Annotated in this window: 7 protein-coding genes; 1 reads left to right on the plus strand and 6 read right to left on the minus strand. The window is 61.6% G+C overall.

Translation table 11 applies throughout. The features are described 5' to 3' along the window. Positions 1–273: 273 nt before the first annotated feature. The 4 genes from AB4Y34_RS12680 to AB4Y34_RS12695 all read right to left on the minus strand — a co-directional run bounded on the left by AB4Y34_RS12680 (position 274) and on the right by AB4Y34_RS12695 (position 11,290). Positions 274–2,031 carry a ShlB/FhaC/HecB family hemolysin secretion/activation protein gene (locus AB4Y34_RS12680; RefSeq protein WP_368716206.1) on the minus strand — a complete coding sequence of 586 codons (1,758 nt, stop codon included), beginning with the start codon at positions 2,029–2,031 and terminating at the stop codon, positions 274–276. 129 nt (positions 2,032–2,160) lie between these two features. Continuing rightward, positions 2,161–2,445, minus strand: a complete 285-nt coding sequence (locus tag AB4Y34_RS12685; RefSeq protein WP_368716207.1) for a hypothetical protein — start codon at positions 2,443–2,445, stop codon at positions 2,161–2,163. Between the two features lie 13 nt (positions 2,446–2,458). After that, entirely contained in the window at positions 2,459–10,678 is an 8,220-nt protein-coding gene (locus AB4Y34_RS12690; RefSeq protein ID WP_368716208.1) for a hemagglutinin repeat-containing protein, read from the minus strand. Between the two features lie 237 nt (positions 10,679–10,915). Beyond that, positions 10,916–11,290: a hypothetical protein gene (locus tag AB4Y34_RS12695; protein WP_368716209.1), complete on the minus strand. Its 375-nt coding sequence runs from the start codon at positions 11,288–11,290 to the stop codon at positions 10,916–10,918. Between the two features lie 716 nt (positions 11,291–12,006). Here AB4Y34_RS12695 and AB4Y34_RS12700 point away from each other — a divergent pair. Beyond that, positions 12,007–12,951: a DUF4238 domain-containing protein gene (locus tag AB4Y34_RS12700; RefSeq protein WP_368716210.1), complete on the plus strand. Its 945-nt coding sequence runs from the start codon at positions 12,007–12,009 to the stop codon at positions 12,949–12,951. 136 nt (positions 12,952–13,087) lie between these two features. On the opposite strand, the gene AB4Y34_RS12705 is transcribed toward AB4Y34_RS12700, so the two are convergent. Beyond that, the gene (locus AB4Y34_RS12705) at positions 13,088–14,113 is read right to left on the minus strand and encodes a S49 family peptidase (protein ID WP_368716211.1); all 1,026 of its coding nucleotides are present in this window, start codon (positions 14,111–14,113) and stop codon (positions 13,088–13,090) included. Continuing rightward, positions 14,070–14,879, minus strand: a complete 810-nt coding sequence (locus tag AB4Y34_RS12710) for a hypothetical protein (protein WP_368716212.1) — start codon at positions 14,877–14,879, stop codon at positions 14,070–14,072. The genes AB4Y34_RS12705 and AB4Y34_RS12710 overlap by 44 nt, the downstream gene beginning before the upstream one ends. Between the last annotated feature and the right edge of the window lie 190 nt (positions 14,880–15,069).

Raw genomic sequence — 15,069 nt, forward strand, 5'->3', positions numbered from 1 at the left:
GATTCCAGATGCACCACTACCTCACGCGGACCAAGGGACCCGCTTAAGAGTTAGCGGTTTGAGCTGTCTTCTTTGCCTACTTTCTTTGCAGCAGCAAAGAAAGTAGGTGCCGCCCCGCACAGGGGCATTATAAGAGTAAACCCTTATTCCCTACAAGCCTTGTCCCATAAGGCTTCCAGCGATTGAGCCGGTTGAAGCATCCATTAAAACCCGTTCCGTGGGGAGCGGGTGGGGAAATTGCGGCGACTGCGCGGAAACGGCACAGACCGTCTGTCAGAACTGTCCTGTCACCTGAAATCCAAGCGTCACGCGCGCAGTCGGAAAGCCCGACGGCTTATAGACCGGCGTACCTGCAAAGAGGTCGTAGGCAAGCACACCGACCTTTGCCGATGCGCTACCGCGCACACCGATCACCGCGCCCGCGAGTTGGGTACCGGCGAGAAATGGGGTGTTCGGGCCGAACACGCGGCCGTAATCGATACCCGCGTACACAGACTGGCCCGTCGCGCCGATCGGTAACTGAAGCTCGTTGCGCCAGAAGAAACCGCGCTCGGCGGCCAGCATCGTTTCGCCGTCGAAACCGCGCACCGTGTAGCGGCTGCCGATGGTCAGGTCATCGATATAGTTGAGCGTGTTGTTGGTGAACTGGCCGTGAACGCTCGTCACGTAGCGTAGCGGCTGGCCGGCGATCTGGAATGGCACCGACAGGTTCGCGTCGAGCAGGGCCATGTGGAAGCGATAGGTCGGGCCATTGGAATAGTAGTCCGGCGTTGCACCGAGTCCGCCAATGCCCTGGCGGTAGGCGAGACTGCCGTCGAACTGCGATGCGCCGAAGTAATGGCGATCGGTCAACGCGGCTTCGATGAAAGTATTGTTGCGGTGCTGCTGCGGAATATCGGTATCTTCGATGAAGCTCTCGCCAAAGCGCTTCGTCAGGCGGAACTGCACGCCAAGCACGTTGTTCTGGCTGCGCATCAGGACACGCGCCAGTTTCAAATCGACCGTCTGCGAATTGCCGCTCGACACGAAGGTCGTGTTGACGCCCGCGATCTGCTGGTAGTACGTGTTCGTATAGGCCGACAGCGTGCCGGTCCAGTAGCCCCACGGAACGGAATAGAAGCCGTTCCAGCCGTGCGAGCCGAGGCCCTTGTCGCCGAATTCGAGATCCTGGCTGACGCCGACGTTGAAAATGTCGTTCAGCCCGAGCGGGTTGTCGATGCCAAGGCTCAGATTGCCCTGGAGCTTGCCGGTCGCGCGCGTGCCGGAGTTGTCCACCGAAGCGACCACCGTCCACGGTTTGGTGCGCTTCACGTCGAGCACCACGTCACTTTCGCCGGGTACGTCGGTCGGAACAATCTGCATGGAAACATCCTGGCTGCTGACGCGCTTCATCTGTTCGAGTCCCTGTTCGAGGTTGCGCAGGTTCAGCAGGTCACCCTCGCGGGCCGGAAAGGCGGTTTTCCACGTGCCGCGCGTGGCAGGTTCGGCGAAGCGGATCGCACGCACGACACCCGGCACCAGCGCGAACTCCAGCGCGCCGGTAGAGAGGTCCTGTTCGGGCAGCAGTACGCGCGTGGTGATGTAGCCGCGGCTCAGGATGACCTGTTGCAGTCCCTTCGTGAGCGTGTCGAGCCCCGCCTTGCCCACGCATTGTCCCGTGTAGTGGTCGAGCCATTCGCGGGCGAACGCGAAGCGGTCGAGCGGCAATGCGGACGCGCCTTGCTTGCGTACTGCCTCGGGCAGTGTCGCAGGTACATCGAGAACGAACGAATCGATACGGAAGCACGGCGTTTCAGCCGGCAGATCAGGCCAGCCAGAGGCACGCTCAACCGCCGAGCGCACCGAAGGCGCATTAACCGTCGCTTCGCGTTCCTGCGCATTGCGTTGCTGCTCGACCTGCTGGTTCTGCTCGGCACTGGCGCGTGCCGCTGCTGCTTTGTCCGCTGGTGTGGGCGTCGGCATCTGCTGCGCATGGGCGAGCGTTATCAGGGCTGTGAGCGGCAATGCCGCCAGCCTTTTGCGGATTTTCATGCGAATTGCTTTTAGTTGATGGCTGAACGGCTGCTTGGTCTATGCACCATTTTTCAAAAAGACCCTGTAATTCTCGACTCTCATTCATCTTTCGAAAAATCATCAGGTGGATAACCTGACTCTCGGGGGCTATTCCCTTTTCTTTGCTGCCGTTGCCCCAAGGAACGCGCAGAATGCCAGCGCGGCTGCAATCCCGGCTGGCGCAAAAAATCCCGGCACTGTAAAAATTATTGCCGATATCGTTTTGAACGCATGTACGACGCCGAATTTAAAGCCCGCAATTAAAAACATCAGCGCGTAAATCGCAGTTAGGGTGAGGAAAAATACTTTCCAAAACGTGTACCGCCCAAGCCAACGCGAAATGGCTGGTCCAAGCAGGCCGCCAAAAATGCCACTCCAGAAACCGTCGATCATTGTTAGCTCCTCATCATTTGCTTGATGATCCTTGAGAAGATTGAACTGCGGCTTGAGCCGCTTTACCTGCTGCTTGTCCCAGGAAAAATTTATTGGCCTGAAGCACAAAGCCGGGAACCGTGGTGACATTCTTGAAGGAATTTGGCACTCCAGCCCAGCTAAACATCGATGTTGCGAACATGCCATTTACCGCTCCCACACTCGCTGCTGCGGCCAGACCAGCCGGGGAGAATTGCTGGTTGAAACTGTCAACGAAATTTTGAACGCTGGAGTAATCCGACCTCAGCACAATCGGTGCCGTATATGTCGCGCCGGAAATGGCTGCACCAGTCAAGGCTCCCCTCGTAAGAGAATACGCCGCCTGCGCAGCCTGATATGCGGCGAACGCCTCGGGACCGAGAGCGACTGCGGCAGCAGCACCCGCCGCCAGTCCGACAGCCGCTCCTGTTTGGGCGACGTTATCTGCGGCTGCGCCGGAGAGCTCCCCCTGTGCCTGGATCACAGCATTCAGCATTGCATCACTGCACTGCGCACCCGCTCCGCACGCCTGCGATACCAGGTCCTTCTTCTGATGAAGCATCTGGTTGTACAACTCGACGTTCGACGCCGTGGCCGCGCCTGCGGTGCCGCCGACGAGTACACCTCCGACGCCCGCCGCTACGTTCGCAGCGAGGTTGCCGAGCAGTTCCGAGCCCGTTTCTGATGCTACACCCTTCGAAAGGCTCTCAAGCTGCCCCGCCAGCTTCGACGACAGGCCCGCCCCGGCAGCACCACCGATAGCCCCGAACGCGCTGCCGCCACCAAGGCCACCAATCAGCGCACCACCCGCCGCGTGCAGCAGCGCGCGGTTGTCGCCACCCTCGGCCCACGCGGCCTCTCCGGCCGCGTCACCGGCCTTCTGCGCCGCCTCCAGCTTCGATTCAGCATACGCGCCGATGCCTTGCGATACCGTCTGGCCCGCCGCCTGCGCGGCCTGCATCGTGTCGGCCTGCTGGTTCAGGATCGCGTTCACGTCCGGCGTTTTCGCGACTGTGCCATTCGTGTTCGTCGTGTCGCGCGACAGGTTCGCCACGTCCTGCGTCTGCTCCGCGCCGTTCGTCACATTGATCGTGCCCGCGCTGATCGCGCTGCGCGTGGTGGCGCTCTCGTCGCCGCTTTCGTTCTGCGAGATCATCGGCGATACGCCCGGCGCGCCACTCACAGAGCCGGGGCCAACCGCCTTGCCGGTGTTACCACCGAAGCCCACGCCCGCACTGATGCCGTTGCTGTTCGCGCTGTAGTGGGACTGGTTCTGGATATCGCTGAACGTGAGCGTGCCGGTCGTCAGGCTGTTGTTCGACGCGTCGGCCGTGCTTGAGATCACGCCGCCCGTCAGGTCCGTGTTGCCCTTGACGTTGATGTTGAACCCGCCATCGCCCGCATTGATGCCAGCCTGTTCGTTGACGCCCGCGTAGTTCGAATCGGCATGACCGTTCTGCGCGCTGAAGCTGGCGCTGCCGCCGCCCTGACTGATCGTGAACCCGCCGCCCGTGCTGCTCTGGTGCGCGGCGCTGTTCGTCACGTCCTGCACACTCACGATATTCAGGTTGCCGCCCACGTCAGCCGCGATCTGCTTGCCGTTGATCTGCGAGCCGATGATGTTCGTGTCGCCGCCCGATATCACCGTGACGCTGTTCGCGCCGTTCACATGCGACGCATTCTGGATCGACGCGTCGCTGTTGGCATCGCCATGCGCGTTCGACATCGCCGCCGAGACGCCAAAGCCGCCGCCCAGCGTGTACTGCACGCCGACGCTCGCGCTGCTGGAACTGTTCGAGCTGCGCGTCGAATCGGTGTCGGTCGTGTTGATGACGTTCACCTGGTTTTTCGCCGCCAGAATGACATCGTTCGCGCTGATGTTCGACCCGGCGATAGTCAGGTTGCCGTTCGTTGCCACGAATCCCGCCGTGCCGCCTGCCTGCACGCTGGAGCCGCGTTGCATTGTCTGATCTTCCGACGACTGGCTTTCGCTCTTGCTGGACCCGATGCTGACCTTGATGCCGATATCCGGCTTGCCACCTGCTGCCGCGTCAGCCGCCGCCATACCGGTCAGACCTACGTCACCAGCCGCCGCGATGCTGTGCAGAGCAGCCGCGCGGTCATTGCCCGTGCTGGCCGAATTCTTCGCTGCCTGACTTTCCGAATACGCGTTGTTGATCGCATCGCCGACCGAACCCGCCAGACCAATCGTGAGGCCGCTGCTGCTGGTCTTCTGCGTCTGCGCCTGGTGCGAGGTATCGGTGGCCGCGTCAATGATGACGTTGGCCGCCGTTCCCGCGAGGTTCCCGCCCGCGACAAGATCGCTGCCGGTGACGTGCAGGGTGTTACCCGCCTGGATCGACAGGTCGCCGTTCAGCGAGCCGACCGTGCTCGCGTTGTTCGTGACACCCGATGCCTCACTGGTCGTCGCGAGCTTGTTGGTGCCGACCGTCACGCTCAGGCCGCTCGTCCCCAGACCCGTTCGGGTCTCCTCATAGGTGCTGGACGACTGCATGGTGTCCTGTGACGTGGTGATATTCACGTCATGCACTGCACTAAGCGCGACATCGTTCGTCCCGACGATCGTGCTGCCTTTCACATTGATGTCGTTACCGCTGGCGATCGTCACGGCGTCTGCGGAAACCATGCTGCCCTGCGAGAGCGTGGCGGTGGTGTTGCTCGAACTCGCCACCTCCTTGCCGCTCACGATATTGCTGTGGCTGTGCTGCTCCTGTTCGTTGTCGACGTGCGTTTCGGTTGCCGCGCCGATGTTGACGTTACCGGCTGCGGCGAGCGTCGCGGTGCCCCGGTCGAGACTGATCGCGCTGCCCGTGACATTGATGTCGCTGCCTGATGCAACGGTCAGCGAATTGCCGGAATTGAGCGTCGTTGCCGTGAGCGTATCGTCCGAGCGGTGCGACAACTCCGAGTAACTTCCGTGGCTATCGCTACCGGAACTGCTGCTGTCGACCGCTGACGTTGACTTCGCCGCCTGCAAGGTCACATTGCCATTCGCAGCCAGTGTGCCGCCGCCCGCGAGATTGATGTTCGCGCCCGTCGCCGTCAGATCGCCGCCGACGCCGATCTGCGAAACGCCGCCGACGTTAATCGAACTGCCGGTCGTCTGGTTGATATCGGTATCCGATACACCGTTCGCGCGCTCGACGATCTTGTGTTCGCCAGTCTGTACCGAACCAATATCGTAGTTCCCGCCCACGGCCATACCGAGATTGCCGCCCACGTTCAGGTTGCCCGCGTTCTGCTCGACGTTGCCGCCCGTGACGATCACGGCATCGCCCGCCACGTTCAGGTTCGCGATGGGGCCAAGCGTGGTCGTGGTGCGTGTCGCGCCAGTTGCGCTGACCTGATCAATGGTCTTGACCGCCGTGTTCAGCAACAGGTCGCCACCCGCGTTCAGCGCGAGGCTGCCCGCGTTCACCGTGGCTGAGGTCAGGTCAACATTGCCGGTGGTCGCGAGCGACATCAGGCCGCCACTTTGCAGCTTGCCGAACGCGTTGTCGATCTGCTGACCCTGGATCGACAGCGTATTGCCTGCCTGCATCGTGCCGCTATTCGTGAACGTCTGCGTGTTCTGCAGATCGATGTCGGTCGCCGCAATCAGCGGTCCGTTCATGTCCTGCTGGCTGGCCTTCGCGAGATAGACGACCGGCACGAGTACCTGCTGCCCGTTGACGGTCTCGGTCTGCATGATGATGACGTTGCCCGTGAGCGCCGCCACCTGTTCAGCCGACAGGCTCATGCCGAGCGGCAGATCGAGCGACTTCGACAGCGACGCGCCCGCGTCGAGCATCGCCTGATACATCGACTGGAGGTCGGTGTACGGGCCGAGTACCGCCTTGCCGGTGAGCGACGTAATCTGGTTCCGGACCAGTTGCTGTTCGTAGAATCCATCGCCCAGACGCTTCTCCGTCGTCTGCGGATTCAGGCCAAGCTGTTGCAGGTAGTAGTCGCTCGATATGAACGTCTTCTGGTTCGTGAACGCCGGGTTGGTCTCGATCAGGTAGGTTGCGCCCGGTGCAGTCGCGGGGCTGAACAGTCCGCCCTGGGGAATCGAGAGGTTTTGCAGCACGTTCTGCGCAGTCGCATTGGCGATGACCGGATTGACCAGACCGCCGCCGCTGACTCTGCCAACAGTCACGCCGCCCAGCGACTGGCCGGGCACAAGACCGGGCGAAGGCATCCCGGCGTTACCCGCCGTGTTATCGATGTTCACGCCCGTGCCGGAAAGCGTGCCGCCCGCGACAAACGTCGATTCGTAGCTCGGCAGGGCGTAATAGCGGACATCCGAGGGTGCCGCCTGGTAGCCGCCCGGATTGGAACCGACAAACGGCGCATCGCCAAACGGTAGCGTCCAGTTGTGTTCGGTGTTGTCGTAGTTGTTGTAGTGGTAGTAGCCCGAGTACGTGACCTGCACTTCGGGCGCGCTCTGGCCCTGCCAGCTGTTCTGGTCGAGCGTGACAGGCGCGGCGATATTGCCCACTGCTGCGACCGCGCTCCAGTAGTTCTGGAACAGGCCGACCTTCGACGCGTCCAGATTGCCGCCCGCCATGATCTGCGCCTGCGGACTGATGCCCGCAATCAGGTTCGCGAGCGCCACGCCCGTATAGGTCGTGTACTGGTAGCCGCTATTCCACTGGCCGCCGTGCGGCGGGATCGTGTACACACCGCCAATCATGGTCAGGAATGCCGGGTTATCCGGCTGGGAGATGGCCCAGCCTATGTCCTGACCGGAGCAGGCGGCCATGTCGACCGCCGTGCAGCCCGACAGGCTGATGCCGAGCTGCGCGAGCAGGGCCGGATCGACCGACTGATTCAGGCCCGTCGTGGTCATCGTCGTGCGCGTGTTCGTCACCTGAGCGGCATGCAGTTCCATGTCGCCAGCCGACTCGATCAGCCCCGACTGGTTGCGGATCAGGCTCGCGTTCGTGTAACTGCCGTCCGCATTCTTGCCGCCCGCCAGTACCACCTTGCCAAGACCGTAAATCGCCGTCGTCGCCAGGGTGTCGGTCGTCGTCGTGTCGTCGCGGTTTTCGATGTCGTTCGACAGAAGTTCGAGCGTTCCGTTACTGTCCGTCGCACCGATCAGCGCGGTCGGCCCGGAATTCGTGATCGATTGCGTTGCGTTCAGCGAGACGCTGCCGCCAACCATCACGCCCGCATTTTCCAGCGTGTCCGAATGCGTCGCGAGCGTGCCGCCCGCCATCATGACACCGCTGTTCCGGACATCGGCGGCATGGACGTTCAGGTTGTTCGCCGCCTCAACCAGCGCGCCGTTGCTGAACGTGCCCGGCAGGGTGAAGGACAGGTCATGACCGGCGTTGAACTGCACATGGGGCGTGGGCGCGAAATCGCCCTGAACGCTCACTGCCACGTCATGAGCCGCGCTGTAGGCACCACCGCCCGTGAGCGTCGCGGCATTCACGGACAGATCATGCGTCGCGCCAATCTGGCCGTTCGCGTTCGTCACCGCGCCGGTCGTCGTGATGGCAACGTCGCCAGTCCAGCCCGCAAAACTGCCGATCCTGCCGCCGCTGTTGTCGACGGTATCCGCCTGAACCGCGAGGCTCGCGCCGCTCAGTTGTCCGCCCCGGATATTGGAGAGCAATGACGTGCCGACGGCCACATTACCGTTGCCCGTCATGACACCGCCACTGTTGACGATCTGCCTGCCACCCTGCACGGTCGCATCGCCCGTGCCGAGGTTGCTGATGAGACCGTTCGTATTGTCGATCGACGCAGCCTGAACGCCGAGCGTGCTCGCATCGCCCGCCAAGCCCGTGCCCGACTGGATCTGTCCGTTCGTATTCGTCAGCATGCCGCCACTGGCGAGCGAGAGGGACGTGAGCGAGCGCATCGCGCCCTGCGTATTGTTGATATTGCCGGCGATGCTCGCCGCGATCTTGCCCTGCGCGGCGAACACGCCCGTCGCGTTGTTCAGGCTCCCGGCCTGCGCCGCGATCTGACCGGCAGTGATGATCGTTCCGTGAACGTTCGAGATTGTCCCGGCACCGTTACCCGGCGTAATCGTCAGCGTGCCGGTACCCGCATGCGTAATCGTGCCGCCGTCGTTGTCGAGCGCGGCCGGTGCAAGAGTCAGGTCCGTGCTGTTGGTCTGGAGTGTGCCGCCTGCCGAGTTGTCGAGCGTACCGGTCATGTCGAGCGTCGTCGCGCCGGTTCCGGTCTGCGTGATCGTACCGCCGTGGTTGAGGAGATTCGTTCCGTGCAACGCGATCTGATTCGCGCTGATTGCGCCCGCGCTGTTGTCGATTGTCGTGGCGCTTGCGCTCGCCAGCTGGCCGGCTCCGATCGTGCCGGAACTGGTCAACACTGTGCCCGCCGAGACGGTCGTGTTGCCGTTGGCGGCCAGGGTGCCGCTGTTGAACAGCGTCTGCACGGCGCGGGCGATCAGCGACTGCACTGCCGTGATCGAGCCCGCGTTGGCAAGCTGCCCGGCCTGCGCGGTCACGCTCCCGTTGCCACCGATGGTGCCGCCCGCGCCGTTGCTCAGCAGGTCGGTTGTGACAACGCTCAGGCCATCGCCATTCAGTGAAGTGATGTGTCCTGCCGTATTGTCGAGGCTGCCTGCGTTCGCCGTTAGCGCCCCCGCCGCCTGCATCGTGCCGCCCGCGTTCGACACAGCACCTGTCACGTTAGCCGTCAGCGGACCACCCGAAACGATCTGGCCGTTGCGGTTCGAAAGTGCGCCAGCCGTGATGATCTGTGCGCCGCCCGACGACATTGCGCCGTTGTCGTTCGTGAGGGTGCCTGTCGCGCGAGCGTCGAGCGTGCCGCCCGCCGTCGTGGTCGCACCCGACAGGTTCAGGTCACCGCTGTTCGCAGCGAGTGAAAGCGTGCCATTCGCCGAACTGGTCGCGCTCGCGAGATTGACCACCGCGCCGCTCACGCTCGCATTGCCGCCCGCCACATTGCGGCCGGTTGCCGTCACCGCGCCGGATGCGCTTACATTCAGGTCGCCGGTCTGCGCGAGCGAGCCGTCGCCGTTCACGCCGGCCGCAAGCGTGCCGGTCGAGCTCACCGAGCCAGCGTTCAGGGAAGTATTCTGCTGCGCGGCCACCATGCCGCTGTTCGTGACCGTACCGCTGGCCGAAAGCGTCGCGCTTTGCTGCGCGTAGGTCGTGCCGCTGTTCTCGATATCGCCAGCGGTAGCGGCAAGCTTGCCGCTCGCGCTGGTCCTGCCGGTGAGGGACAACAGGCCGTTCGATTGCAGCGTCAGGTCGCCCGCCTGCGCGGCGATTACCCCCTGGTTCGAAACACCGACACCGTACTCATTGCTCGCCAGAAAAATCCGCCCGCTGTACATGCCGCCCAGCTGGCTCACGTCAATCGAGACGGCCGGTGCGGGTCCGTCGCCCGCAATCGGCGTGAACGCCAGTGAGTCGTGACCGATCTGGTTTGCACCGGTGATGACGTTCAGGTTTTTCCCGGCGTACACCTCCGCATTGGCCTGCACCGCTCGGGCCAGCAGGTCAACCTGATCCACAGTCGAGCCGTCGAGTCCCGCTCCCTGCACGGTGATGTTGCCGCGAGTCACATTAAAACCGGTGAGCGAACCATCCGGGGCAAAGTTCGGCGTGCCTGTCGTCAGAATGGCGCGCGAGGTATTCAGAAAGCCGCCGCCGTTCACCGAAATGCCGGAACCGTTAGCTATCACCACCTCTGCGCGTTGTCCTGCCACTTCGAGCATGCCGTTGATCTGACTCGCCGCGCTGCTGTTGACCTGGTTCACGATGATGCGCGCAGCCTGGTTCGCCCCGAAATTCGGGTTGCCGTTGATCTGCCCGGCCTGCTGCGTGCCCGTTATCACGGGTGAATTGTTCAGAATCACGCCTGAACGTGAGACGTCAAATTGCGAATAGGTATTCAGTGATACGCCACCACTCCCCGACGGCCGGTTCACGTTCACCTGTGGTAACCCGTTCGCCGTACTGATCACGTTCGGCGCGTTCGCGCCAGAGGGGACGATCTGTGCGTCCGACAGAGCGGGAGCGAATCCGGCGAGCACCAGCACGGCAAAGGCCACGTGGCGAATCGCGAACTGCATGATGGAAACCGGAGTGCAAGGCGCGCGCGTTTCGCCGTCACCGGTCCGGCCATGGGCGACGGCTGTTTCTGCGACGGCAACGAGCATGCCCCGACAGCGGCTGAATACCAGCCGGAAGATATTCTTATTCATCTTGCATTACGCTTTGTAATCAACGTCAGGCTTGCGAAGGTATGCCGAAAAGCCCCACGGGATTGTCAAGGAGTGTTAATTGAAATGCGGAATGACAACAGATTCCAGAAATCGGATTTGTCCCATGTCCGCATTTCCCGAAATGCGACCCGGCTATTTATCAGGCCGATTCAAGAATGTCATTCATAGGAATCCTCTTTTTTGAGACACAAAAAAAAGCGACCGGCTTACCGGTCGCTAGTGGATGCTTATCGAAATCTTGAGTGGCCAGGGATTGAGCCCGTGATCCTCACGGTACCTGATTGAACGATGCAACTCCCGGGCGGCTGTCACCTCACTTGCGTAGTCCTTGACTGCGGCTGTGCGATCCTCGGCATAGAGCTTGAGCAGGGCCGCGAGCATGGCGCGGTCTTTCGCCAGCCCCTCCTTGCGCGTGAGTGTCTGTGCCATCTGTGTAATGCGTGCAAGGATGTGAGTCTGGTGCTGCGCGAATTCAGCACTCTTTTCAAGCAGGGCTTCCAGCGCATTGAGTAGCACGGCATTTTCCTCCACAAGGCCGATACCCGATTCGGGGGATTGGGGAGGTGTTGCCGGGGGACCACTTTTCTGCATGATGCTTCCTTCTTTTTGTCTTGGATCACGAGAAGAAGGCCCGCCCGGTGCTACCGGTGACAGAGGGGGTGAGCGGGCACGATGGCAGGGGTGGAAAACCGGCTCTGAAGACCAGCAACCGGCAGGCGCGAGCGCCTCCCCGCCAAGGCCCGCCCATTGAGAATGGACGTGCAGAGGCGAGGGTACGACCTGCAGTAGCAGGCGTACCGGTCTTCAGATTTTTCAGGTTTCCACGCCTGAGCCGTCGCTGTTTTGACGGCCTGTCGATTAGAACCGTGTACTCAAACGGTGGTGTTATTGGGATGGCGCGCTGTCGCGCGCGAGTGAAGGAACCTTGACCGTGCCCGTATGGCTTTCAATATTGCGCCCTTGCCGGAACACGCGCGCCTCCCAGGATCAGGGTGGCTGCAAACAGGGGTTTGCAGAGCCGACTTTGCAGTTCGCACGGGTTTCGCCCGGGAGAGCCCAACCCGGATATTCCAGCGGGGTGCAAAGACTTTTTGAAGTCTGTAGCTACAGGAAAAAAGCGCTCGCGCAATTGCCCCCGGTTTTCGAGGGGGGAGAAGTACCTTTTGACTGCGGCCAGACCCCATTGAATGGCGTCACAGAAAAGTCAGCCTTGAAAATGTGCCAGAATCCGAGCAGTCCACTGACACTCGATGAAAACTACGCGAGCGAGGCCTGAGTTGGGAAAAAGTCACAAGAAGCAGCACTACGTGCCTGCCTCGTACATGAAGGCTTGGTGCGATCCTGACCGCCCACCAAATCACGAACCATTCGTATGGGTATTCGAGCGCGATGGCTCCAGCCGTGTTCGCCGTGCTCCGCATAAGTTGTTCACGGAGACAGACCTATACACAATCGAAGACGCTGATGGCAATCGTGATCTGCGTATCGAGGCAACGTTATCGACCATCGAAGACCGCTTCGTGCGGATGCGCAACAGTAAATTCAACTTTCGCCGCGAGCTAACTCCCGAAGAGCACATCTACCTGTGCATGTTTGTCGCAGCTGCGCAGATACGAACGACTGCTTCCCGTGACCATCATGCGGCGCAATGGGGACATGTCCTGAAGGTCACCGATGATCTTGCAGAAAGCATGGCGAGAGCGAGCCCGGAAGAACAAGCGCGAATCGCCCAGGCACTAGAACCGCCTTCCGCACCTTATTCTTCGCTGACGCACGAGCAAGTGAGACAACTTGCCACCAAGCCGCTACAACACATGATCGGTCCCACATTGCGTATCACGGTACCTGTGCTTCAGAAAATGGACGCAGCGATATTTTGCACTGACGACCCTATCGGGTTTATAACGTCTGATGCTCCCTGCACATGGTTTGACCCCGAGGCCTATAAGCTCCCTCCCTTCTATCGCAGCCCGGGCCTTGGGATCAAGACGATAGAAGTGACCATGCCAATATCACCGCAGCAATGCCTCTGTCTCAACTGGCAGGGATGGACAGGCTACATAGATACGCCAATGGAACTGGTCGATGACTTCAACCGGCGGCATCGGTATCACTGCAAGGAGCACTTCGTAGTGTGCCGCGACTCACAGAATGCGTACTGGTTTCAGGAAGGAACGATGCCAGACGATGCGTGGGAGAAGTTGCACCCGCCCACAATGCAAGAGCGCACCAAAGGTTCGTCCGCCGTCTGAGAGCGTCATCACTTGCTCCCGATGGCCCGAGCAAGTTCGCCCCCGAAAACGCGGTTCACATTCGCCAGATCAACTACCTCCGCCCGATTTCAGGCCGGACAGGAAATACTGGATATGGGCGGGGACACGGGGCGCCTCAACGGAATGCGCGAGCAATTTCGGCCTGGTATGCCGTCCGTGACCACGACTTCCCGGATGCACGACGCGCCGAACGTCCTGTTGGTGTCCCTCGCTGGGCTGGTTGATCGATGGGCCTGTCGAGCCTGCCGAGCAGACGCGCAAACGCTGCATCCGGCGACATGACAGCATCAGCAAAGCCGACCGTCAGCCCCGAGCCGCCGAGATACGTTGCACCTTGCGTCGCTCGTACCTTCGACACAGCCAGACCACGATTGCGGGCAACGGTTCGGATGAACAGTTCGCCAAGCGTGTCAATGTCGGCCTTGATGCGCAGGTATGCCTCGCGCGACAGTGGCTTGAATTCACTGCCGTCAGCCTTACGCGCGCCGGATGTGATCAGTGTCACTGCAACGCCGGCCCGGTCGAGCGCTTTCGAGAAATCCGTGTGGGCGACGATCACACCGACGCTACCGGTCCCGCCTGTGCGCGGCACAATCACGCGGTCACAGGCCGAGGCGAGCCCGTAGGCCGCCGAATACGCGCATTCAGTCAGGATCGCCCACAGGGGCTTGATACCTCGCGACGCGTAGATCGCGTCCGAGAGGTCCAGCATTCCCGCTATTTCACCGCCGCGACTGTCGACATCGAGCACGATGGCGCGCACGGCCGGATCACTGAACGCCAGGCTCAGGTTGGCGCGGATGCCGTCATAGCCGCTCACGACACCCATGCAGCCGTCCAGAAACGGCACCAGCGAGCCGGAACGCTGGATCAGCGTGCCAGCCACAGGAATGATCGCGATGCCCGCCTCGACCTGATACGGCCGGTTAGCGGCGACGTTCTGACCTGCCGCGGTTGTGCTGTCATATGCCAGCACCGCGCTGCCGGAACGCCCGTCGCGAAGCATCGCGGCGATAGCGGCGATCCGGTCGGGCGTAATCGCGAGCGGCGTGTTAAACAGCCGCGTCGCCAGGTGCGGACGGGACGTGTCCATATCTTTATCGGTAGTACCGTTCGGAAGCATCCAGCGGCCGGCTTTCATACACATCCACACCTTTGCGGACATAGGGCTTGGGCCGCTCGCTGACCGGCACGTAGCGCTTGTGTGTTGCCGCCAGCGCGAGAGCGTCACGTATCCCCTTTACGGTCGGGGCGACTTCCGCGCGCGCGGCCATCATCGTTGCGTCGTCCAGTCGAATCCGGTTAGGTGCGCGGTCATACTCGCCGGCGCCGACATATCGGGGAACGTGACCCGCGGTGGCAATGTATGCAGTGGCGGGGATATAGCCGATCCCGCAAGACTGGCTGACTTCCGCGATTGCGGAAATCCGCGCCAGAACTGGTCGCAGCAAGGTAACTGCCTGATCGATCTCCCGCTCGCACGCATCCGCCAGAAGTGTTGCAACACGGTCGGCATCATGGCGAACCGTCTGCATCGTCGCTTCAATCTGATCGTCCAGTTCACCGATCGAAGGTTCGAGCGCAGCAAGCCGCGCTTCGAGACGTCTCGCTTCCTCGTCGCACTCCAGCGCGCGACGCGTCAGTTCAGCGCTGGATGTCGCGTGCTGCTGCTCTTCGTCGGGCGACGGTTTGTCGGCACGACCGATAAATGCCACGTCGGCGACTGTGACCGCCTGGCGAGCAGCAACGGCCGCGTCGCGCGCTTCCTTGACCTGCCCCGGCAACGCATCAATTGCCTCAACCATGCGCGCCTTGCGCTCCACCAGGACACGCAGCTGGCTGAATGATTCGAGGTTGCCGCTCTCCGGCGTCGCGGGGATGTTGCTGCTATCGGTGATAGTGCTCATGGTGCGCTCTCCTTGTGGATCGCAGTTCCAGTTTACGGCAGATGCCAGGGATAACGAAGTGATACTCAGACCGGTCTTACTGGCAGAGCGCTTCGCTCGATGAGTCAGATAACGGTTCAAGGCATGCATACCTTGCAGTCAAAAAATCCCTTTGTTCGTGTGACACCCATGCCGCCGGTGACACCCTTTT

It is taken from the genome of Paraburkholderia sp. BR10954 (genome assembly GCF_040965775.1).
Classification (GTDB): Bacteria; Pseudomonadota; Gammaproteobacteria; order Burkholderiales; family Burkholderiaceae; genus Paraburkholderia; species Paraburkholderia youngii.

Bases quoted from the DNA above. Each gene is read 5' to 3' on its own strand.
- AB4Y34_RS12680 (WP_368716206.1), bottom strand. From the start codon at position 2,031: ATGAAAATCCGCAAAAGGCTGGCGGCATTGCCGCTCACAGCCCTGATA.
- AB4Y34_RS12685 (WP_368716207.1), bottom strand. From the start codon at position 2,445: ATGATCGACGGTTTCTGGAGTGGCATTTTTGGCGGCCTGCTTGGACCA.
- AB4Y34_RS12690 (WP_368716208.1), bottom strand. From the start codon at position 10,678: ATGAATAAGAATATCTTCCGGCTGGTATTCAGCCGCTGTCGGGGCATG.
- AB4Y34_RS12695 (WP_368716209.1), bottom strand. From the start codon at position 11,290: ATGCAGAAAAGTGGTCCCCCGGCAACACCTCCCCAATCCCCCGAATCG.
- AB4Y34_RS12705 (WP_368716211.1), bottom strand. From the start codon at position 14,113: ATGAAAGCCGGCCGCTGGATGCTTCCGAACGGTACTACCGATAAAGAT.
- AB4Y34_RS12710 (WP_368716212.1), bottom strand. From the start codon at position 14,879: ATGAGCACTATCACCGATAGCAGCAACATCCCCGCGACGCCGGAGAGC.